This window comes from Ruegeria sp. CE8 (assembly GCF_056537465.1).
Window position 1 is genome coordinate 94,198 of the sequence record NZ_JBQFRP010000013.1, and the last position, 19,555, is coordinate 113,752.

At 56.2% G+C, this 19,555-nt stretch carries 18 protein-coding genes; 10 read left to right on the forward strand and 8 right to left on the reverse strand.

Annotated features, from left to right (window positions below; translation table 11 throughout):
- Positions 1-58 precede the first annotated feature (58 nt).
- Genes ACR0AA_RS19285 through ACR0AA_RS19295 form a run of 3 tightly spaced genes read left to right on the forward strand, consistent with a single transcriptional unit; the run spans position 59 to position 3,225 of the window.
- A complete protein-coding gene (locus ACR0AA_RS19285) occupies positions 59-1,357 on the forward strand; it encodes a hypothetical protein (RefSeq protein ID WP_480756838.1) in 1,299 nt (432 codons plus the stop codon).
- 15 nt (positions 1,358-1,372) lie between these two features.
- On the forward strand, positions 1,373-2,491 hold the full coding sequence (locus tag ACR0AA_RS19290) for a cytochrome-c peroxidase (protein WP_480756840.1): 1,119 nt from the start codon (positions 1,373-1,375) through the stop codon (positions 2,489-2,491).
- Complete coding sequence (locus tag ACR0AA_RS19295) at positions 2,491-3,225, forward strand: MbnP family protein (RefSeq protein WP_480756843.1); 735 nt, start codon at positions 2,491-2,493, stop codon at positions 3,223-3,225. The genes ACR0AA_RS19290 and ACR0AA_RS19295 overlap by 1 nt, the downstream gene beginning before the upstream one ends.
- Positions 3,226-3,258: 33 nt before the next feature.
- Here ACR0AA_RS19295 and ACR0AA_RS19300 read toward each other — a convergent pair whose 3' ends face one another.
- The 3 genes from ACR0AA_RS19300 to ACR0AA_RS19310 all read right to left on the reverse strand — a co-directional run bounded on the left by ACR0AA_RS19300 (position 3,259) and on the right by ACR0AA_RS19310 (position 7,009).
- Positions 3,259-3,945, reverse strand: a complete 687-nt coding sequence (locus tag ACR0AA_RS19300; protein ID WP_480756845.1) for an outer membrane protein — start codon at positions 3,943-3,945, stop codon at positions 3,259-3,261.
- 106 nt (positions 3,946-4,051) lie between these two features.
- Complete coding sequence (locus ACR0AA_RS19305; RefSeq protein ID WP_480756847.1) at positions 4,052-5,296, reverse strand: DUF3179 domain-containing (seleno)protein; 1,245 nt, start codon at positions 5,294-5,296, stop codon at positions 4,052-4,054.
- A gap of 45 nt (positions 5,297-5,341) precedes the next feature.
- On the reverse strand, positions 5,342-7,009 hold the full coding sequence (locus ACR0AA_RS19310) for a sulfatase-like hydrolase/transferase (protein WP_480756849.1): 1,668 nt from the start codon (positions 7,007-7,009) through the stop codon (positions 5,342-5,344).
- 315 nt (positions 7,010-7,324) lie between these two features.
- Between ACR0AA_RS19310 and ACR0AA_RS19315 the strand changes: the two genes are divergently transcribed.
- Positions 7,325-8,959: a N,N-dimethylformamidase beta subunit family domain-containing protein gene (locus ACR0AA_RS19315; protein WP_480756852.1), complete on the forward strand. Its 1,635-nt coding sequence runs from the start codon at positions 7,325-7,327 to the stop codon at positions 8,957-8,959.
- Between the two features lie 25 nt (positions 8,960-8,984).
- On the opposite strand, the gene ACR0AA_RS19320 is transcribed toward ACR0AA_RS19315, so the two are convergent.
- From ACR0AA_RS19320 to cysK, 3 genes are all read right to left on the reverse strand, one after another.
- Positions 8,985-9,944, reverse strand: a complete 960-nt coding sequence (locus ACR0AA_RS19320) for a glutaminase (protein ID WP_480665611.1) — start codon at positions 9,942-9,944, stop codon at positions 8,985-8,987.
- Positions 9,922-11,361, reverse strand: coding sequence for an alanine/glycine:cation symporter family protein (locus ACR0AA_RS19325; RefSeq protein ID WP_480665612.1), 1,440 nt, complete (start codon positions 11,359-11,361; stop codon positions 9,922-9,924). Before ACR0AA_RS19325 ends, ACR0AA_RS19320 begins: the two co-directional genes overlap by 23 nt.
- A gap of 345 nt (positions 11,362-11,706) precedes the next feature.
- The gene (gene cysK, locus ACR0AA_RS19330) at positions 11,707-12,792 is read right to left on the reverse strand and encodes a cysteine synthase A (RefSeq protein WP_480665648.1); all 1,086 of its coding nucleotides are present in this window, start codon (positions 12,790-12,792) and stop codon (positions 11,707-11,709) included.
- Between the two features lie 296 nt (positions 12,793-13,088).
- Here cysK and ACR0AA_RS19335 point away from each other — a divergent pair, with 296 nt between their 5' ends.
- The 6 genes from ACR0AA_RS19335 to bfr all read left to right on the forward strand — a co-directional run bounded on the left by ACR0AA_RS19335 (position 13,089) and on the right by bfr (position 16,236).
- Positions 13,089-14,000 (forward strand): DUF4856 domain-containing protein, encoded by a 912-nt coding sequence (locus tag ACR0AA_RS19335; RefSeq protein ID WP_480756855.1) that lies wholly within the window; start codon positions 13,089-13,091, stop codon positions 13,998-14,000.
- 20 nt (positions 14,001-14,020) lie between these two features.
- Complete coding sequence (locus ACR0AA_RS19340; RefSeq protein WP_480756857.1) at positions 14,021-14,338, forward strand: hypothetical protein; 318 nt, start codon at positions 14,021-14,023, stop codon at positions 14,336-14,338.
- Positions 14,335-14,487, forward strand: a complete 153-nt coding sequence (locus ACR0AA_RS19345) for a hypothetical protein (protein WP_480665615.1) — start codon at positions 14,335-14,337, stop codon at positions 14,485-14,487. The genes ACR0AA_RS19340 and ACR0AA_RS19345 overlap by 4 nt, the downstream gene beginning before the upstream one ends.
- A gap of 68 nt (positions 14,488-14,555) precedes the next feature.
- Positions 14,556-14,945: a hypothetical protein gene (locus ACR0AA_RS19350; protein WP_480665616.1), complete on the forward strand. Its 390-nt coding sequence runs from the start codon at positions 14,556-14,558 to the stop codon at positions 14,943-14,945.
- 48 nt (positions 14,946-14,993) lie between these two features.
- Positions 14,994-15,542, forward strand: a complete 549-nt coding sequence (locus tag ACR0AA_RS19355) for a sterol desaturase family protein (protein WP_480665617.1) — start codon at positions 14,994-14,996, stop codon at positions 15,540-15,542.
- Between the two features lie 208 nt (positions 15,543-15,750).
- Positions 15,751-16,236, forward strand: a complete 486-nt coding sequence (gene bfr, locus ACR0AA_RS19360) for a bacterioferritin (protein ID WP_480665618.1) — start codon at positions 15,751-15,753, stop codon at positions 16,234-16,236.
- Between the two features lie 102 nt (positions 16,237-16,338).
- On the opposite strand, the gene ACR0AA_RS19365 is transcribed toward bfr, so the two are convergent.
- Both ACR0AA_RS19365 and betC read right to left on the reverse strand, forming a co-directional pair.
- Positions 16,339-17,955: a GMC family oxidoreductase gene (locus ACR0AA_RS19365; RefSeq protein WP_480756861.1), complete on the reverse strand. Its 1,617-nt coding sequence runs from the start codon at positions 17,953-17,955 to the stop codon at positions 16,339-16,341.
- A 2-nt stretch (positions 17,956-17,957) separates the two neighbouring features.
- The gene (gene betC / locus ACR0AA_RS19370; protein WP_480756863.1) at positions 17,958-19,493 is read right to left on the reverse strand and encodes a choline-sulfatase; all 1,536 of its coding nucleotides are present in this window, start codon (positions 19,491-19,493) and stop codon (positions 17,958-17,960) included.
- Between the last annotated feature and the right edge of the window lie 62 nt (positions 19,494-19,555).

Here is a 19,555-nt window from a genome sequence, read left to right on the forward strand (position 1 = left end):
GGTAAGGTGCATTTCTAACCGCAGTTTTTCCGAAGTTTCATCACATGGGGGGAAGGCTATGAAACTCAGCAAAATTACTCAGATATCATTGATTGGCGCGGCCCTGATGGTCTGCGGGCTGTCGACGGCTGAGGCTCAGAACCGCGAGGAAAGTCAGGGTATGGTGCTGCTACGCGGGCTGCCGACGCTGGATACCAAGCACAGCGTGGCCATTGTCGAGCTGGACCCGGAATCCGACCGTTTCGGAGAGATCCTCAGCGAGGTTGAACAGCCCGACATGGAACACCCGCTGCATCACCTGTACTACAGCCCAAATGGGCGCCTGTATTCGACCGGGCTGGACCCGTCCTGCAGCCTGGCAGAGATTGGACTGTCCCGTGACGCCAGCGGGACGCCGGTGATTGAAGGTTTCACCTGCCTGGACACCAAGGGACAGGTCGTTGGCGAAGACATCATGTGGACGACCTCGAACGGGCAGGAGTACATGTTCGTGACCTTCATGGGCGGCACGGGCGGAGATGATGGCGGTTCGGTTGGTGTGTTCGACACGCAGACCAACGAAGTCGTCAAGATCATTGAAGCCCGCAAAAGCCAGATCGGCGAGGGCGAGCCTTACATCATGTACCCGCACGGTATTTCCGCGTTCGAAGACCGGATGGTGGTCACCTCGACGATACATCCGGACATGGCCACCGGGGTGGGAAACGTATTGACGATTATCGACCTCAATACGCTCGAACCCATCGAGAATATTCTGGTTGAAAACGAGAAGCCGTTGGATTTCCCATCTTCTCCGGTCGAGGTTCTGTTTGCGCGGCCCAGCATGCATGCCGACATCGAACCCGCCATTCTGGCCAATACGATGTTCGGGTTTGAAACCTGGAAAGTGCCCTATGACGCCAGTTCCAAGACTTTCGGAGAGGCCGAGGTCATCTACAGCGGTGTCTCCAACGAAACCGCAGTTCCGTTGGAGTTTTACGGCACCGAGGATGAACTGTTTATATCGCACGCCCTGCCGGGCGTTGTTAAACGCTATGAATTGGCGGCCCTTCCCGAGTTGGTTTCAAGCGGGCCGGATATCGTTGCCGACCCGGGCGCGCATCACATGATCTTTTTCACGTCCGCTTCGGGCAGGGACCTAATCGCCATTCAGAACAACCTGCTGAATCTGGGGAATGCGGCCGACGAGGACCCGACGGATGTAGATTTCATCGCCGATCTTAACGCCCACACGATCACGATTCATGATCTGGCCTCAGGTGAGCGCATTGCCGAGGTGAATTTCAAAGAACGCTACAACAAAGGCGTGGACAACGTCGAAGGGCTGTTCGGATCAGGTTTCGTGCACCACCATTGATGCTCTGGAGGCGCTATGCTTCGAGTGTTTTTGACAATTACCGCTGCCGCATTGATTGCGGCGGCGTGGGTAATGTGGGACCGCGCGCGTGGACCGGTGCCGACGCCCATCGCGGATTTCTCGGCACCCTTCGTATTTGGGCGCTTTGCCGTCCCGCCGGACAATCCGTTGACCGAGGAAGCCTTTGCCCTGGGCAGGCACCTGTTCTACGATCCTATTCTGTCCGGTAACAATCAGGTCGCGTGCGCATCGTGCCATGTGCAGGCTTTGGCATTTACCGACGGGCTGGCAAAGTCACCTGCGTTGTCAGGTGGCGAACTGAACTTCAGTTCGATGAGCCTGGCCAACCTGCTTTGGGGGCAGGAGAGGTTCTTTTGGGACGGGCGCGCGGCTTCGTTGGAGGAACAGGCTTTATTGCCAATCCAGCACCCGGATGAGATGGGTCAGGACCTGGACGCGTTGATTGGCGAATTACAGACGTCAAGCACGTATCGAAAGATGTTTCGCCAGGCATATGGCGAGGTCAGCGCCGAAAATGTCGCACGCGCGCTGTCGACATTCATGCGCATGTTGATCTCGTCAGACTCGAAGTATGACAAGTACCTGCGGGGTGAGGCGCGATTGACTGCGCAGGAAGAACACGGGCGCAAACTGTTCATGGCGCATCCGGATACAAAAACTTCCTTGCGCGGTGGGAACTGCATCGACTGTCACAGCCAGTTTCTGACGTCCGGGTTCCGCGATGCGCTGGACGGGTTTTCAAACAATGGGCTGGATTCAGACGAAGACCTGCCTGATGGCCTGATGGCCGTAACGGCTAACCCGGCGCACAAAGGCTTCTTCAAGGTCCCAACACTACGCAACATCGCGGTGACTGCGCCGTATATGCACGACGGGCGATTTGAGACGTTGGAAGATGTCATGGTGCACTACAATGACGGTATTGTCGTCAGCGATACGCTCAGCCCATTGATCCTTGAGGCAGACAATGCTCCGGAAGCCGGACAGCAAACTGTCGGCCTGCGCATGACGCCCGAAGAAATTGAGGCAATCATCGCCTTTCTGCATACGCTGACCGATGATGCCTTTCTGACAAACCCACGGTTTTCCGACCCGTTCGAAGGAGACACCTGATGCGACGTTCTCGGGTTTTATGGGGGATTGCGGTGCTGCTGATCCTGATCGTTGGAGGCGCATTGCATGTCGCGCTCAAGCCTGAAGGCAGGACTTCGATCACTCTTAGCTTTCACGCCAAAATGGGCGATAACCCTCTGGTATATGACGAATTTGTCTATGAGAATCCTGGCGGGTCCGGCACATTCAGGGTTCGCGATTTTCGGTTCTACCTTAGCAATTTGACCTTGTCGCAAGAAGGAACGCCGTTCGCCCAGCCCGATAGTTATCATCTGCTTCGGTTCGACAATCCCGACAAGTCGCATTTGATTACATTAAATGATGTGCCTCTTGGCGCCATTGATCACGTGCGCTTCCTGATCGGCGTGGACCCTGATGCCAATGGCTCGATTGAGGCGCGGGGCGATCTGGACCCCAACAGCCAAATGGCTTGGAATTGGGAAGTCGGTTACAAGTTCGTCGTTTTCGAGGGCGCGTTACGTGTCGGCGATAACGTGTCGCCGCTGGTCTACCATGTGGGTTTTTCCGAAAACGCGCGCGAGGTTGCGTTTGCTTTACCGCCGGGTCTTTCGGCCAATGATGGCACTGCGGTGCATCTGACCGTCGATCTAGCGAAACTGTTCGACGGTCCAGTGCAAATCGACATGGAGGCGCTGTCATCGGTCAAGTTCAACCGCGCCGACGCCAAGATACTGGCTGATAACTATGCGACCATGATCGACCCTGCGTTCTAGCAGGATCAGATCATGCCGGGCGCGGCGGAATTCTTAGAACCGGTAGGTCGCGCCTATCATGGGCCCTGACTGGGAGAACTTGAAATCATTGCCGTTGATCTCATGATCGAATGAGATATAGCGATAGCCGCCTCTGATCAGCCACCTTTCATTGATTTCGTAATCCGCGGTCAACAACACCTGCCATGTCTCGCTGTCACTGCTGAACCCGCCATAGTCGAAGAATCCTGTGCCTGACCATCTGTCATTGAATGCGACGCGGGCTCTGAAACCGATGACCGGGTCTGTCCAGCTTTCATCAACATTGATAGACCGGCCTGGTGCCGCCCCCGGCAGAACGACGAAGTCTGTCTGGGTGCGGAACCAACGGAAGCCACCAACCAAGTCCACGAAGCCCTTGTCAGTTGTGTAGGCCCTGTATCCGACATAGCCGCTAAAAAACTGAGTTGTGAGGGAGGTTTCCAACCCAGAACTTGCCGGTCCGGGTGTGTCGTTGCTGAAAGAGACGTCTACATAGTTGTAGTCAGCCAGAAATGACCAGCGCCCATTGGAAGCGCCAAATACACCCATGAAGGCTAAATCGAGGTTTTTGAGCGCGTCGGAAAACGTGAGTGTTCCGTCCACTGTTCCACGCGCCGTTTCCTGGGAAACCTCTGTCTCCGGCATAAACAAATAGATTGTCGCTTCGTAAGACCAATCGGATTGCTGCGCTGTTGCCATCGGCACCCATGACGCCAATATCAGCGCAGCGGATGCTATTGCCCTTGTAAATCCCATAGTAAATCTCCCTTTAATCCAAAACGGCGGTTCGATCCGACCACCTTTGCTATTCTGCGGCTTCACCAGCCTGAACTGCGCGCTGTCCCACGCGGTTGATATCCGTTTCCGGAAAGAACTCGGACCAGACGTGCCAGAACACACCAGCGCGTAGGGTTTCGACCCTTTGCAGCTTACCCTGATCCGACATTCCCCAGAAGTCGCATCGGGTGACTGGCTGGCCGCTGTCATTGTACCAGACACCAAGACTTTCATATTTCGGGTCCAGGCTTACAACGACGTCCCGCCCGCCCACATTGGCGTTTACGATCCAGTTGTTCTCGACCACGAAGTCATCGGTCCAGCAAGTGGCGTCGTTGCCGATCGTGATTCCCCAGACATAGGTCTTGTTGGGCAACCGGTCATCCGACCTGTCCATGTTGTCCATGACCGGCGCATTTTCCTGATGTTGGCGTGCGATCCCCCAGCCAAACGTGATCTCTGTCACCATGTCCAGCAGGCGCAGGAAAGGGTTGGTGGAAGGCTTGTTCAGATACACTTCGCCGTCCGGAAAGGCCTTTTGAAATCCGCGGAATGTCATCCGGTAGGTCGGCCATGGCTGCATCCGCGCTTCGGGGCGCAGCGGACAGGCAGGGCCGTCCGCGTTCGTGTCACGATCCGCCTCGCGAAACCCATAGATCTGCTGGATCGGTTCGCCGGATTCATTGTCTCGCAGGATCAGGTTGTTCCCGTGTTGCGCCAACACCTCCAGATTCAGTCGGTGACCTTCGATGCGAGGTGCGTAGCCCTGTCCAAGATTTGCCATCGCACAAAAGGTCATGACGATGTCTTCCCCGCCCAAGCCGTCGGCGTTGCCAGCCAAATGGGGGCGCATGATCTGGGCATCCGGGTGCGCACGGGCGTGGCCGTTGTTCTCTATCACAATGACGGGCGCGGTTGGGCCGATGTATTTTTGCGCCTCGGAAATGGGAAAGAACGCGGCATCGTTGAGTTGATTTCTCAGCCCCAGATGGACCCAAACATACGGAAACCCATACAGCAGCAACACCAGAAATGCTGCGACAAGCCACAGCCAGAACGGACCGACACCCAGAATGAAATGCGCAAGCGTCGCGACTGCGAAACCGCCCAGTCCGACAGCGATCAGACGGTATTCGTGCCGGATAAAACGCACCATATTTTTTCGCTTTACCTTCAGCACCATCTGCGAAATGTCGCCAAGATCGCGGAAGTAGACGAAGCCGATGCCTAGCGAAACAATCAAGCCGAGTGTGAATATTAGGGTTCCTGCCATGTGGATCACCTGATGTTGGAACGCGAGCGGCGCGCCCGAAGTTGGCTATTGCTGGGGCGAGGCACGTTTTGTCAAAAACGCATCGACGGCGAGTTGGGTTTCGGGTCGGATATTCTCGATCCCTTCGTAGGGCACGCCATAGGCGGGTGCGGTGTCGGGGAATTTCTCTTTGCGGGCCATGTGGCGGCCAAGGATGCGCGCGAATTCCTGCCCGCCCCAGGCACCAACCTCTGTTGAGACCGAATATTCTTCGCGCGTGTCCCGGTAGAGATCAAAGAACTTCGCCAGAATAGCGCTTTCCCCCGGTCCCGGCAGTTTCAGCTTTAGCTGGTCTTTCACGACCGCCTCGGGCTTGTTCACCGAATAGACGATGACGTGATCGCGACGGGCCTTGGATTCGTCGGAAAACAGTAGGGCAGCAGACTGGTCCACCCCATCCACCAGCCTATCCCGCGGAATGTACTGATCTGCCCCGGCAAAGCGCGACAGTGTCGTGTAGAGATCGGAGACATGGATGATGCTGTTGAGCAATCCGTCTGCCTCGATCATGCCGGGCCAGCGGATGAAGGCATCGACACGGATTCCGCCCTCGGTCGTGTCACCTTTGCCGCCAGCATAGATCAGCGGGGTGAATCCGGATTGCGGCGCGTATTTGGTGAAATGGCCGTTGTCGCCCATGACTACAACCACGGTGTTTTCCGTCAGGCCCAGCTCTTCCAGCCGCGCAAACAAGTCGCCCAGCCACTGATCGAGCAACTGCATTTTGTCCACATATAGACCGCCATTCACGCTCTCTGGTCCCGACCGTCCGGCGCGGGTGTTGTCCAGCGGGATCATCGGCCAGTATTGCAGGAAAAACGGGTCTTCCCCACTTGCAAGACGATCCAGTTCTTCCATTGTCTTGTCCTGAAACGCCTGGTTCATCTCATCGTATTTCGCAGCGTTCCAGCGCTCGCCCGGTTCCATGCGGATTTCGCGTATCGGCCCACCGGTTTCACCTTCGATTACGGTCATCATCGCGGCAGCGTCCGGTCGGAACCAACCGTCCAGCGTGTATTTGTCGTCATAGTCCTGGATCGCGACCGAGACCTGCTCTTTGATCGCGTCGTCGTTGAAGATGGTCAACTGTCCCTGCTGGTGGATGGCGTGCTGGGCATAGTCAAATCCCTGATTCATCGCCCAGCTTTCTGCGATATCGCCCATGTGCCATTTGCCGACATGACTGGTGGTGTAGCCCGCCTGTTTCAACACCTCGGCCAGCGTTACCTCATCGCTGGGCAAACCAAAGCCCGCGATATCCACGGTCGTATCGCCCATGCCCATTCGCACAGGCAAACGCCCGGTCATCTGCGCAACGCGGGTCGGTGTGCACGAAGGCTCGGTGTACATCCGCACCATCCGCAGTGCCTGATCTGAGAAATCGTTGATGTTCGGAGTCTCATATCCCCGAACGGCGTTGAGCTCGGGAATTCCCATGTCGCCAAAGCCCATATCATCGATCAAGACACTGATGATGTTCGGGGGATTTCCTCCGTTGCTTTCCCGAAACGCGGCCAGCGCGTCATCGACGGCGGCATCATCCTGCGCCCATTGCTCGCCATGCTGTGCTTGCAGGATGTAAAACTCCGCATCGTGTTGAATCGGGTTTTCCTGCGCATGTACCGATAAAGCGGTAAAACTCATCGACACAAGCATCAAAAAAGGCAACTTCATTCCAATTTCTCCCCAAGTATTCTGAGACCGAAGTCTCAAAACCCCATCATATTGAAACATTACTATGTTTGTTTGGAAATTTCTACGCGCCAACACCGTGCCGCTCGGGTTAAGTCAAAGCCTGGTGTGAGAAATACGTGAGTGCCCGCAGAGGACTTGCGACATGTTGCGGTCATTTCAGCCAATCATCGACAGCAATTACACATCAGTATGGTTCAGAACTTTGGGGAAAGAACAGATGGGCACAAGCAATATCGCGACTTGTTCTGACCGTGGCAGCAGGCCTAAAAAGCCGCCGGAATGGAAGCCAAACTCATGACGCGTTCTGAAACCAAAGACCCCGCCACCACGCCCCGAACCCGAGCGAAAGCGCGGCACATTCTGGACAATTACTACATCGGACCTTGCCGTGACGATGGAGTGTTGGAGATCTGGGGGTACACTGATCGCATGACCTATGCGCCGGGCGATCAGGTGGAGTTACGGGTTTCAACGACGGCTGAAAGCTGGGATCTCGAAATTGGCCGGGACGGTTTGCGGTACGAACCGGTTCTGCACGAAGTTGGGTTGGAAGGGGTGCACCAAACGACACCCGAAGATTGCTCAGTCGTCGGATGCGGTTGGGATGTCACCTATGCGTTTACCATCCCCAAAGACTGGCAGGAGGGGGGGTATCTGGTCACCCTCAGCGCTGGACGGGACGGCGACCGGGTCGAAGAGCATCATCTGTTTCTACTGCGCCGTTCAGCGGACAAACCGCCTGCGCCCTATATTCTGATCTGTGCCACCGGGACTTGGCTGGCCTACAACTGTTGGGGTGGGTCCAACCACTATGAAGGGATCACGGGCCCGGACAGAAATGCGTTCTCGCCCGTCGTATCCACCCAGCGGCCCTGGACGCGAGGATTCTGCAAACTGCCCGAAGGCGCACCGCGCGCAGTTCCGGAAGTGCCGCACGTGCCAGGAACCATGGTGCGGTACCCGTACATGGAATGGGCCTATGCCTACGGCTATTCCAAGAAGTACGCGTCGGCAGGATGGGCCAGCTACGAGCGCCATTTTGCGCGCTGGGCTGAGGCACAGGGGTTCGAGCTCGACTTTGCCACCCAGCACGATCTGGACGCAGACCTGGACCTTTTGGCATGCTACAAGTGTGCGGTATTCGTTGGGCACGATGAATACTGGAGCGCAAACATGCGCCATGCCGTCGACCGCTATGTCACCCACGGCGGAAGGGTGGCTCGGTTCGGCGGCAATTTTCTGTGGCAAACTCGGATCGAAGACGAAGGTCGTACGCAGGTCTGCTACAAGTATGCGGCCGATGCTGATCCCCTTGTGGGTACAGATCAACAGCATCTGGTGACCGCCGCGTGGGAGGTCGTTCCGGTCAAATGGCCCGGCACCGAGACATTCGGGGTTAATGGACTAAAAGGTGTGTACGCGGGTTTGGGCCGGTGCGTCGGGCAGGGCAGCGGTGGATTTACTGTTTATCGACCCGGCCATTGGGCTTTGGAAGACACACAATTGGGATACGGAGATCAGTTGGGATCTGCTTCTCGGATTTTCGGGTATGAGGTCGATGGGCTGGACTACCGGATGGAAGATGGCCTGCCTTTTCCAACCGGCACGGACGGAGCCGACCCGGCGATTCAGATTTTGGCGCTGGGGCTGGCTACGAATGTCGAGCCGACGCACGGCGTCTGGGGCGAGACGGCCTATATCGGCGACGCGGATGCAGCCTTCAAAGCTCAGAGCCTGTTCGGAGAAGTCACCGAGGAGACGTTGGATCGAAGTACCCGTGGGAATGGCGCAATCGTGCACTGGCAGCGCGGGCAAGGAGAGGTGTTCACCGCCGGAACATGCGAATGGGTCATGGGGCTGACACGCTCCGATCCACAAGTGGAGCGGATCACCCGCAACGTGCTGCGCAGGTTTGGCTCAACAGATTGAGGAATTGCTTCGGCACCTCCAGGCTCTAGCGGTTGGGTCCGAAAACCGACCATCCGGTTGCGCGCACCAATTCCTGAAATGCGATCGTTGCCAGATGAGAGTTGCCTTTTGGGTCCAGCCCGGGGCTCCATGCAGTGACTGCGGCAATGCCGGGCACAATGCAAAGGATACCGCCGCCGACGCCGCTTTTGGCCGGAAGGCCTACGCGGAAGGCGAACTCGCCGGAGGCATCGTACGAACCGCACATCATCATCAACGCGGTGACCCTTCGGGCGCGCTGGGCCGACAGCACGGTAGAACCATCCGCCGGATTTTGGCCTGCGGCGGCAAGGTAACGGCCGGCTACGGCCAATTGATGACAGGACATGGCGATGCTGCATTGGCGAAAGTACAGTGACAGAACCTCTTCGACCGGTGCCCTGAGGTTTCCTTCGGCCTCCATAAAATGCGCAAGTGCCCGGTTTCGTGAACCGGTCCGCATCTCAGAATCCGCAACCGCATCGTCCACCTGAATGGAACTGTCTTCTGCGAGATCCCGGCAAAGCGCCAACACATCTTCGACGGCTTCGTCGGCCGTTTTGCCTTCCAGCAGAACGTCAGCCACAACAATTGCCCCGGGATTAATGAACGGGTTTCTGGGGATTCCGCGCTCGTGCTCAAGCTGGACAATCGAATTGAACGGATCGCCCGAGGGTTCACGGCCTACTCTTTGCCACAATGTTGCGCCGACGCGTTTGAGGGCGACGGTGAGCGAGAATACCTTGGAAATGCTCTGAATGGAAAAAAGCGTGTCTGCGTTCCCGGCCGATACCGGGGTGCCGTCTACAGGCGCAACTGCAATGCCAAACTGGTTCAGATCAACGGTGGCAAGTTCCGGAATATACTGCGCGACCTTCCCTCGGTCGGACATACCGGCCACTCGGTCGGCGATGTCATCCAGAATTACCTGAAGCTCTCCGCTTTCAATCACGCTGGGGTTCGGCATATTCTTCCTCCGACCAGACGTCATGATCCACACCTTTACCGAATTCCGGGAACTTGCTTGCTATAAAGCGGGGCTCAAGATTTTGCCGTCGTTGAGAAAAGTAATCCGCAGTTAATTTGTACACAGTGCCGGACAACAGCAGTATTGCGACCAGGTTGATTGTAGCCATTATTCCCATGGCAGCGTCCGCAAAATTGAACACCGTACTGACAGCCTGCATCGCGCCCCAGACGACCATGGCAAGGCACCCGAGGCGCAAAATGTAGATGGGCACTTTGCCTTCCAGCTTCAGAAACGTCATCGCGTTTTCCGCGTACGAGTAATTGCCGAGAATTGACGTGAAACCGAAAAAGACGATTGCGATTGCGATAAAGTGGCGGCCAATCTCACCCAGGTGAACCGCCGCCGCATCCTGTGTCAGGCGCATTCCAGTTGGGCCATCCAACTCGATTGCGCCGGAAAGAAGGATCAGCAAGGCGGTCGCCGTGGCGACCAAAATTGTGTCGACGAAGCAGCCAAAGGCCTGAACGAAACCCTGGCTCGACGGGTGGTGGGGATCGGGTGTGGCCACGGCCGCGATGTTCGGGGCCGAACCCATTCCCGCCTCGTTGGAAAACAGCCCGCGTTTGATACCGTTCAACGCTGCCGCCATAATACCCCCGGTAACGCCCCCGGCGGCTTCTTGAAGGCCAAACGCTCCGGCGACGATGGACCATAACATGGCTGGCACCTGAGGCAGGTTAAGTACGACAACGACGCAGGCCAGCAGCAAATACAGCCCGGCCATCAGCGGAACGACGATTTCGGCAAATCTGGCAATGGTTCGGATGCCGCCAAAGATGACCACCGCCGCTGCGGCCGCCAGTGCCAGACCCGCAATCAGCTTGTTTAGCCCAAACGCACCTTCGAATGCTTCTGCAATCGAATTGGATTGCACCGCAACGAATACCAGGCCGAAACTGACGATCAGGCAGATCGAGAAGATCACACCGGCCCAGGGCGCATTCAGGGCGTTGGCCATGTAGAAAGCCGGACCTCCTCGGAACCGGCCATTAGAGGACGTCACCTTATAAAGCTGCGCCAGCGTACTTTCGGAATAAGCGGTGGCCATGCCAACCAAAGCCACGATCCACATCCAGAAGATTGCCCCGGGACCACCCAGGGTCAAAGCCACCGCAACGCCCGCCAAGTTGCCGGTTCCAACGCGCGAGGCAAGGCTGACTGTCAGCGCCTGAAAAGGTGAAATACCCCGTTTGTCTGTGGATTTGGCCGACGTCAGAACGCGGATCATTTCACCAAAGTGAAGGAACTGCAGCGCGCCGAGACGAATGGTGAAAAACACTCCCGTCCCCAATAATCCGTAAATCAGGACGTAGTTCCAAAGAATCGAATTAATGCCGTTAACAAGTGCTTCCATTGTCCGCCTCCTGAGAAATCAGACAGTTCGCGACAGCAACTAGAATACGTTGCGCATTCTCATCATGCACGAAAGGCGGGTAATCGAGTCAAGCTTCAAACCCGAATTTGCACCGAATTTACTGGCATATGCGATTGATTTACCGTCAGGAATCTGAGCCACGGACCGTTCGAAGCGGAATTTAGGTCTGTGAATGTCCGGAGTTCTGCGCTTCAAATGGACTTGAATGGAGGCGGCGCTCAATCAGGTTATTGGGGGCGAAACGCCGCCCCCTTTTGATCAAGAAGTGCCCGTGTTTTCGTCAGGCGTGCCAGCAAAAACAGACTGCGCCACACTATTCGTCGATCACTCGGCGGCCATTTGTGCCGAGGGTGTAGACATCGAAATCGCGCGCTCTTCTTCCGTCATATCCTCTTCAATTCCATCAAAGAGTGGTGTCGAAAGGTAACGCTCACCTGTATCAGGCAACATCACCAGCAAGACAGCACCCTGCGGTGCCTGTTCAGCCACTTTCATCGCCACAGCAAAGGTCGATCCGCCGGAAATTCCGGTAAATATACCTTCTTCTGAGGCGAGGCGTCGTGACCATTCAATTCCTTCGCTTCCCGGGACAGGGATCATTTCGTCATAATATTTATTGTCGATCGCTTCTTGCAGAACCCACGGAATAAAGTCGGGTGTCCAGCCCTGGATCGGATGTGGCTCGAAATTCGGGTGGCTTTCGGTCGGCTGATGACTTTCGTTGCGTGTGTTTACGTAGCCGGACGAAACAATTGCCGCGTTGGAAGGTTCCGTCAGAATGATCGTCGTGTCGGGGCGTTCTTTGCGAAGAACGCGTGCCACGCCTGAGACGGTTCCCCCCGTCCCATAACCGGTGACCCAATAGTCCAGCCGCTCATTTTCGAAATCCCCAAGGATTTCGCGCGCGGTTGTATTCTCATGAATATCCGCGTTGGCAGCAGTCTCGAACTGGCTGGCCAAAAACCAGCCATTCTGTTCGGCCAGCTCCTTGGCTTTGGTGTACATACCAAAGCCCTTTTGCGCCCTCGGCGTCAGCACAACCTTTGCACCCAGAAACCGCATCAACCTACGCCGCTCGACCGAGAAACTATCGGCCATCGTAACCACAAGCGGATACCCTTTGGCGGCACATACCATCGCAAGGCCGATCCCGGTATTGCCGGACGTGGCTTCGACAACGGTTTGGCCGGGTTTCAACCGCCCGTCGCGTTCAGCTGCTTCGATAATGTTAAGCGCCAACCGGTCCTTGACCGAGCCCGCAGGATTGAAAGCTTCGAACTTCACATAGACCTTCACATGCGACGGGGCGATCCTGTTTATGCGAATGCAGGGCGTATCACCCACGGTGTCGAGAACACTGTCGTAGAGGCGTTTGCGCCCCTCGGTCTGCCGAATTCCCATGGCGATAATCCTCTCTCTGCTGACAACGTCTGATGCAATGTAAATCACGTTGGTAACTGTTTGGCGATCTGTGTTTTTGATGGCGCCCATACGCTGCGAGGGCGGGTTTACGCAGGCGAGTATTTGCGTGCGCTTCTGTCGATGAGGTTTCAAATTGAAATTCAAATGGGAAAACGGCGGCTGCGGGGCGGAAAATTTTGTGTTTGGCCGGAGTTGCGCTTGACAGCGGCTTTAATTAGTCGACTAAAAAGATCAGATTATTAAGTCCGATAAAAATTATTAATAATAAACGCAAGGGACATCCCATGCAAAAGCCCAATCTCAAACTCACCACGGCACTTGTCGCTGCAACATTGTTCAGCGGGGCAGCGCTCGCGGATCAGGCATTTGGCCCGTTTCCGGTCACCGTGAAAGGGTATGAGGGCGACAAGACCAACTCTGTTTCCTACTCTGGTCAGATTGCGCGGCACGTCCTGCATGACAGCCTGAAAAAGATGGCGGGCAAAGGCGACCGCGGGAACAACGCGGCCGAAGTCGAAGCGCTCATGCTGCCGTACTTCAATGGGACCGGAGAAGATCTGGCAATCATTGCTCCGGCGTCGAAAGACGGCTTCCCGGTCAAGCAATCGACCGTGAACGAGATTTCCAAAGGCGTGAATATCTCGGGCAAGTTCGACAACGGTGCGATGCCGGCATGGCCGGGGAACCAATCCGGTGTGGACGTCGCGCTGCAAATGATCAAACTGGCAGCCGCGTCTGAACAGGGTTACGATCCGGTCAACGGTATGGACCGGGGTCAGCTGATCTCGAAATTCACGCTGGGCGAAATGGCGTACAACAAGGCGGTCGACAACTACCTCGACGAGAAATTGGACGCCGATAACAAACCTAATGACAAGCCATATCAAGAAGGCGCGCATTACACCGGCAAAGAGCATGTCTGGGATGAGGTGTTTGGCTATTTCGGTGCAGCGGCGCATTCCGCGACCCTGACGCCCGAGCAGAACTATGCCGTGTCCAAACAAAAGGACCAGGCCGCTGCGGACGCCAACGGTGATGGTGTCATCGACCTTAAAACCGAGGGGGGGGTTGGTCCGGCATACTATGCCGCCGGTGCAGAAAAGGGCGGCAACAATAACACCCAGTACATGGCGACCATTTTCAACGCTTTCCGGGATGGTCGCGCCCTGATCGCATCGCAAAAGGCGAAGGTCTGACAGACGACCAGCGCGCCGAAGTGAAGAACTATGCCGATATCATTGAGGCCAACTGGGAAAAAACGCTGGCAGAAGCCACGTTCAAATATGCCGGATCTGTCTACAAAGACATCGACAAGATCAGCTCGGGTGAGGACTCCGACAAAGCGCTGCGCAACTACGTCAAGCATTGGGGTGAGTTGAAAGGCTTCTCGATGGCCCTGCCGTCCGGCAGGAACAACCTGGGCGCAATGGCGATCGACCTGAATTGGCTGATCGGGTTTGGCCCAGCGATGCCCGATGGCAAGATGGTGTCTGACATCGACGCGGCGGCAACTTTGTTCGTGGCCGCGAAATGACGCTGGGCGACTATCAGGTCAACATGCTGAAGGTTCAGAAACTGTTGATCGACACGTTCGACATTGAATCGCGCGCCAATGACGCAACCGCTGAACTGGCCGCGCTGGCTGAAAAGCTGGGCGAAATTGCCTCGGCGGAAAACGACTAATGGTCCTTTGATCCTGTTCCGGCGGTGCGTTATTTAGTGCGGCCGGTTATCAAGCCGAATGGCAATCCTTGGATATACTCGAGCACAGAGACGCTGTCCTTGCAGATTTCTCCAACCCCAAGAAGCGCGTCTTTTTGGGGTATTTGTTTCTGACGGTCCTGATTGCGCTGGTCTGGCTTGTGGCGGTGCGCAGGCCCTCGCTTAAGCGGGCTCTGCATCAGGTTTTTGACCGCGAGGTTTTGTTCTCGGCTTCCGCTAAGGCGGATTACAAGAATTTTGTGATAAATCGCGTATTCACGCTGTTCGTTTCACCGCTGCTGGTGTCCCAACTGGCGATTGCAACGGATGTTGTTTTATGCGTTGCACGACGTGGATTTTCTGCAAAAAGGCATGTTTTCCGCCGCTCCAACTGGCGTGATTGTCGCACTGTTCACGATCACCATCTTTATTGTCGATGATTTCACAAAGTACCTTTTGCACCGCTGGATGCATCACTGGCCGTTGTTATGGGCGATCCAAAAAACCACCACTCGGCCGAGACGATGACGCCGATCACGGTGTACCGCACGCATCCGTTGGAAGGAATTCTTTTCAGCTTGCGCAGCGCTATCGTGCAGGGAACGACGATGGCCGTCTGTCTGTTCCTGTTTGGCAACGCGGTGGACCTTTATGCAGTTTTGGGTGTGAACGTCATGTCATTCATCTTTCACGTGACAGGCTCGAACCTGCGGCATTCTCACATCTCGATCCGCTATTGGCCCTGGTTGGAGCATATCCTTATCTCACCTGCGCAACATCAGGTGCACCATTCGATCGCGCGAGCATCACGACAAGAAATTCGGTGTTGCGCTTGCGGTTTGGGTCTGGCTGTTTGGCTCGCTGCACTTGTCCGAGCGGGACGCGGATCTGAGATTCGGTTTGCAACCGCCCGTAGCGCATCCATCTCGCCTATCGGACGTCTGCCTTCGCCCCTTTGCGGACATGGCCCGGATCGTGAGGCGGAGACTGGGAAAAAAGCGAAACAGCATTGCGCGCCCCCTGTCCGTCATCGTTAACGGGCCTGACCGCCAGTTTCCCACCGGTTATCCGCGTTAGCCAGCGACGGTACGTTTCCAAATCAAACGGGAATCGTCAGAAACTCATTCAACGCATTGTTATTAATAATTTTTCGATCCCATTTGGGTTTTGCGGAACAAGTGATACCATTGTGTCGCAAGGCACTCTTTTCAAACCAAATTCGCGACCAAGCCAGGGAGATTTCAGATGAAGGGTGACAAGAAGGTAATTGAATATTTGAACAAGGCTCTTCGGCATGAATTGACGGCTGTCAGCCAATACTGGCTGCATTACCGCCTGCAGGACGATTGGGGTCTTGGGAGCATGGCCAAGAAAAGCCGCGAAGAGTCCATCGAAGAGATGGGGCACGCGGACAAACTGATTGAGCGGATCATTTTTTTGGAAGGGCACCCCAACCTGCAAAAGCTTGATCCGTTGAAGATCGGCGAAAACCCTCGTGAGACCCTTGAATGCGATCTTGCGGCAGAGCGCAGTGCCCGCGCCTTGTACAAAGAGGCAAGGGATGTGTGTAAAGCCGCTGGTGACTATGTCTCGATGGGATTGTTCGAAAAACTCATGTCGGACGAAGAAGGGCATATCGACTTTCTTGAGACACAACTTGATCTGTATGATCGTGTTGGGCCCGAGCTCTTTGCGCAACTTAATGCGACAAAAATGGAAGATGCCGACTGATTTGCCTGCGGCGATCTTATTGATCGCCGCGCGGTCAACGTGATGCAAAATTCAGCCACGACATCCGCTCCGGTGTTCAGGGCTCGAAACCCTATATGGAACCTAAGCCGACCTGCGGCGGTCTTCGCGGATCAAGTCGCTGCACTTTTCTCCGATCATGATGGCCGGTGCGTTGGTGTTACCGCTGACGATGTCCGGCATGATCGAGGCGTCTGCGACGCGAAGGCCGCGGATGCCGTGAACCCGAAGTTGCGGATCGACGACGGCTCGATCATCCACGCCCATTTTGCAGGTCGAGGTCGGGTGATAGATCGTCTGCGCCATGTTTCGGGCGGCTTCGAGGTGATCTTCGTCGGTCTCAACCGTACCCGACGGGACATGCTCGCGTACGATGAACGGGGCCAGAGCATTCGTCTTTGTCATTGCGCGCGCAAACTTCACAGCGCGGATGGCGCAAAGCTGGTCGCCGGTCGTCGACAGATAGTTGGGCACGATCTTTGGGTACGCTTTCGCGTTGGGCGACGAGATATGTATGTGCCCGCGGCTTTCCGGCCGTAGCTGACAGACCGAGGAGGTAAAGCCCGAGAACGAATGCATCTCGATCCCCGGTTTATCGGCAGACAGCGGCTGAAAGTGGAACTGGATGTCGGGCGTTTCCAGTCCTTCCATCGATTTGGCGAAGATTGCGACCTGACTGGCCCCAAGGCTCATCGGGCCGGTGCGGCGCAGGGCGTATTCGATGCCGATTCCGGCACGGTGCATGACGTTGTTGATCGCGTCGTTTAGTGTGGGAACGTTGACCTCATACACAAGGCGGATTTGCAGGTGATCCTGAAGGTGTTCACCCACGCCCGGCAAGTCGTGGCGTACTGCTACACCTGCTGCGCGCAGAATGTCCGGGTTGCCAATGCCCGAAAGTTCAAGCAATTGCGGCGAACCGATTGCACCGGCAGACAGTATCACCTCGCCGCCGGGGTTCAGCATGGCCTTTTGGGGCGAGCCCTTGCGGTCATAGGCGACACCAGTCACTTGTTTCGGCGCGTCGGAGGCGAACACAAGCCCGGTTGTGTGCGCATGCGTGATGATGTCCAGGTTTTGACGCTTTCCTTTGATCGACGTCAGGAATGCCTTAGCCGAAGAACAGCGGAACCCTTTGCGCGCGGTTTGGTGGAAATAGCCGGCACCTTCCTGATCTGTGCCGTTGTAGTCGTCGGTCCGCGGAACGCCCATTTCGACGGCGGCTTCGATGAACGCCTCAGAGATGGGGGATTTTGCGCGGATCAATGACACGGCTAGCTCGCCATCTTTCCCATGCAACTCTGGGTCTGCGTCTTCATGACATTCGGACCGCTTGAACAGGGGCAGCACGTCCTCCCATGACCAACCGGTATTCCCAAGTTGCGCCCAGCGGTCGTAATCCTCTTTCTGGCCACGTACATAGAGCAACCCGTTGATAGAAGACGACCCGCCAAGCGTCTTGCCGCGCGGCCAGTCCAGTGCGCGCCCGTTCAGGCCAGGGTCGGGCTCGGCCTTATAGCACCAGTCTGTGTTCGGGTTGTGCAGGGTCTTAAAGTACCCAACCGGAATGTGAATCCACGGATTGGTATCCTTGCCGCCTGCCTCCAGCAGCAATACGCGGACTTTTGGGTCAGCAGACAACCGGTTTGCGATGACGCAGCCAGCAGAGCCTGCGCCTACGATGATGTAATCATACGACATTTTCACACCAGATCAGGCTTGGCCGGGGCCACATAGGGAAGCCGCGCACGAGCCTTGGTGTCCGCTGCGCCTGCGTTGCGGATGTACCGTTCATCGTCATCCTTGCGGACGGTGTAGACGTAGGTTGGATCGCCTTCGGTCACCTTGTGAATGGCAAGGCGTCGAACCTGACTGGCTCGGATCGTTTCGTACAGTTCGTCCGGATTCCAGTTGTCGAACAGGATCGCCTCTAGCTCGGCCCGGATGTCGGCGCAGTTGGAGTCTGCTGCGCGGTTATTCACCTCGTTAGGGTCCTCATCGACATTGTAAAGCAGCGTATCGACCCCTTCGAGCCACATCAGCTTCCACGGGCCTTTCTTGACCATCCGGCTGGGACCGGTCGAACCGTCCGCAGCAAATTCCGAGATCACGACATCGGACATATCGGACGTATCGCCATTCAGGGCAGGGACCAGCGACTGCCCGTCGATGGGTGCTGCATAATCCCCGAATGAACCGCCAGCGGCGAGGTCCGTGAGTGTGGGCAGAAGATCAATGAGTGAGATATTCTCCCTCACCCGCGCCGGTTTGAAACGATCCGGCGCGTAGACGATGAAGGGCACGCTCGAGGCCCATTCGAAGAAGTGTTGTTTGAACCACATGCCACGCTCGCCCATCATCTCGCCGTGGTCGGCGGTCAGGATGACGATGGTGTTGCCGATCTGGCCTGTCTTTTCCAGAACGTCCACAAGGCGACCGACCTTTTCGTCGATATACGAGATCATCCCGTAGTAGCCGTGGCGGGCTTTGCGGCGATCTTCGGCCGAAACTGTGAACTCGTGTCGGGACTGACAATAGTGCAGGTTTCGGCTGAGATGATCCATCTCGTTCAGCTCTAGTGGTGCAACCGCCGGGTATTCGATTTCGTCATGATCATAGAGGTCCCAATACTCCTGTCCGATCACGAAGGGCGAGTGCGGAGACGTGAAGGACACTGTCAGCATAAACGGGCGATCGTCGCCTTTTCGGGCCAGATCATACAGGGCCTGAACACCGTGGTATTCGACCTCGTCATCGTAATCCATCTGCATGGTGCGGATCGCTGGGCCGCTTTCCAGAATCGGGGCCATTGTCAGGTTGGTGGGCTTGTATTCGCGCCCCTTGGACCAGTCGACAGTCCAGGCGAAGTTGGCCGGGTAGATTTCGGTCGTGTGACGTTTGTCATAGCCGTGCAATTGATCCGGGCCGACAAAGTGCATCTTGCCGGACATCTCGACCCGGTAATCCATACTGCGCAGGTAGTGTGCGAATGTCGGAATGTCGGCGTGGAATTCGCTGGCGTTGTCATACATGCCGATAGAGAAAGGCAGCTTTCCTGCGTGCATCGACGCACGGGACGGTCCGCACATGGGCAGGTTGCAATAGCAGTTCTCAAACACCACTCCATTCTCCGCAAGCCGGTCAATGTTGGGTGCTTTGACGGTCTTGTTGCCATAGGCTTTCAGCGCATTTGCTGCGAGCTGGTCCGCCTGAATGAATAGGATGTTTGGACGTGCCATATTCGTTTCCTGAAAACTAAGAGGATTAGTCCCGGGCGGCAAAAGAGGGGAGGGCCGCCCGG

Excerpts from the sequence above, each read along its gene's own strand:
- ACR0AA_RS19285 (WP_480756838.1), top strand. The coding sequence starts at position 59 with ATGAAACTCAGCAAAATTACTCAGATATCATTGATTGGCGCGGCCCTG.
- ACR0AA_RS19290 (WP_480756840.1), top strand. The coding sequence starts at position 1,373 with ATGCTTCGAGTGTTTTTGACAATTACCGCTGCCGCATTGATTGCGGCG.
- ACR0AA_RS19295 (WP_480756843.1), top strand. The coding sequence starts at position 2,491 with ATGCGACGTTCTCGGGTTTTATGGGGGATTGCGGTGCTGCTGATCCTG.
- ACR0AA_RS19300 (WP_480756845.1), bottom strand. The coding sequence starts at position 3,945 with ATGGCAACAGCGCAGCAATCCGATTGGTCTTACGAAGCGACAATCTAT.
- ACR0AA_RS19305 (WP_480756847.1), bottom strand. The coding sequence starts at position 5,296 with ATGGCAGGAACCCTAATATTCACACTCGGCTTGATTGTTTCGCTAGGC.
- ACR0AA_RS19310 (WP_480756849.1), bottom strand. The coding sequence starts at position 7,009 with ATGAAGTTGCCTTTTTTGATGCTTGTGTCGATGAGTTTTACCGCTTTA.
- ACR0AA_RS19315 (WP_480756852.1), top strand. The coding sequence starts at position 7,325 with ATGACGCGTTCTGAAACCAAAGACCCCGCCACCACGCCCCGAACCCGA.
- ACR0AA_RS19320 (WP_480665611.1), bottom strand. The coding sequence starts at position 9,944 with ATGCCGAACCCCAGCGTGATTGAAAGCGGAGAGCTTCAGGTAATTCTG.
- ACR0AA_RS19325 (WP_480665612.1), bottom strand. The coding sequence starts at position 11,361 with ATGGAAGCACTTGTTAACGGCATTAATTCGATTCTTTGGAACTACGTC.
- ACR0AA_RS19335 (WP_480756855.1), top strand. The coding sequence starts at position 13,089 with ATGCAAAAGCCCAATCTCAAACTCACCACGGCACTTGTCGCTGCAACA.
- ACR0AA_RS19345 (WP_480665615.1), top strand. The coding sequence starts at position 14,335 with ATGACGCTGGGCGACTATCAGGTCAACATGCTGAAGGTTCAGAAACTG.
- ACR0AA_RS19355 (WP_480665617.1), top strand. The coding sequence starts at position 14,994 with ATGGGCGATCCAAAAAACCACCACTCGGCCGAGACGATGACGCCGATC.
- bfr (WP_480665618.1), top strand. The coding sequence starts at position 15,751 with ATGAAGGGTGACAAGAAGGTAATTGAATATTTGAACAAGGCTCTTCGG.
- ACR0AA_RS19365 (WP_480756861.1), bottom strand. The coding sequence starts at position 17,955 with ATGTCGTATGATTACATCATCGTAGGCGCAGGCTCTGCTGGCTGCGTC.
- betC (WP_480756863.1), bottom strand. The coding sequence starts at position 19,493 with ATGGCACGTCCAAACATCCTATTCATTCAGGCGGACCAGCTCGCAGCA.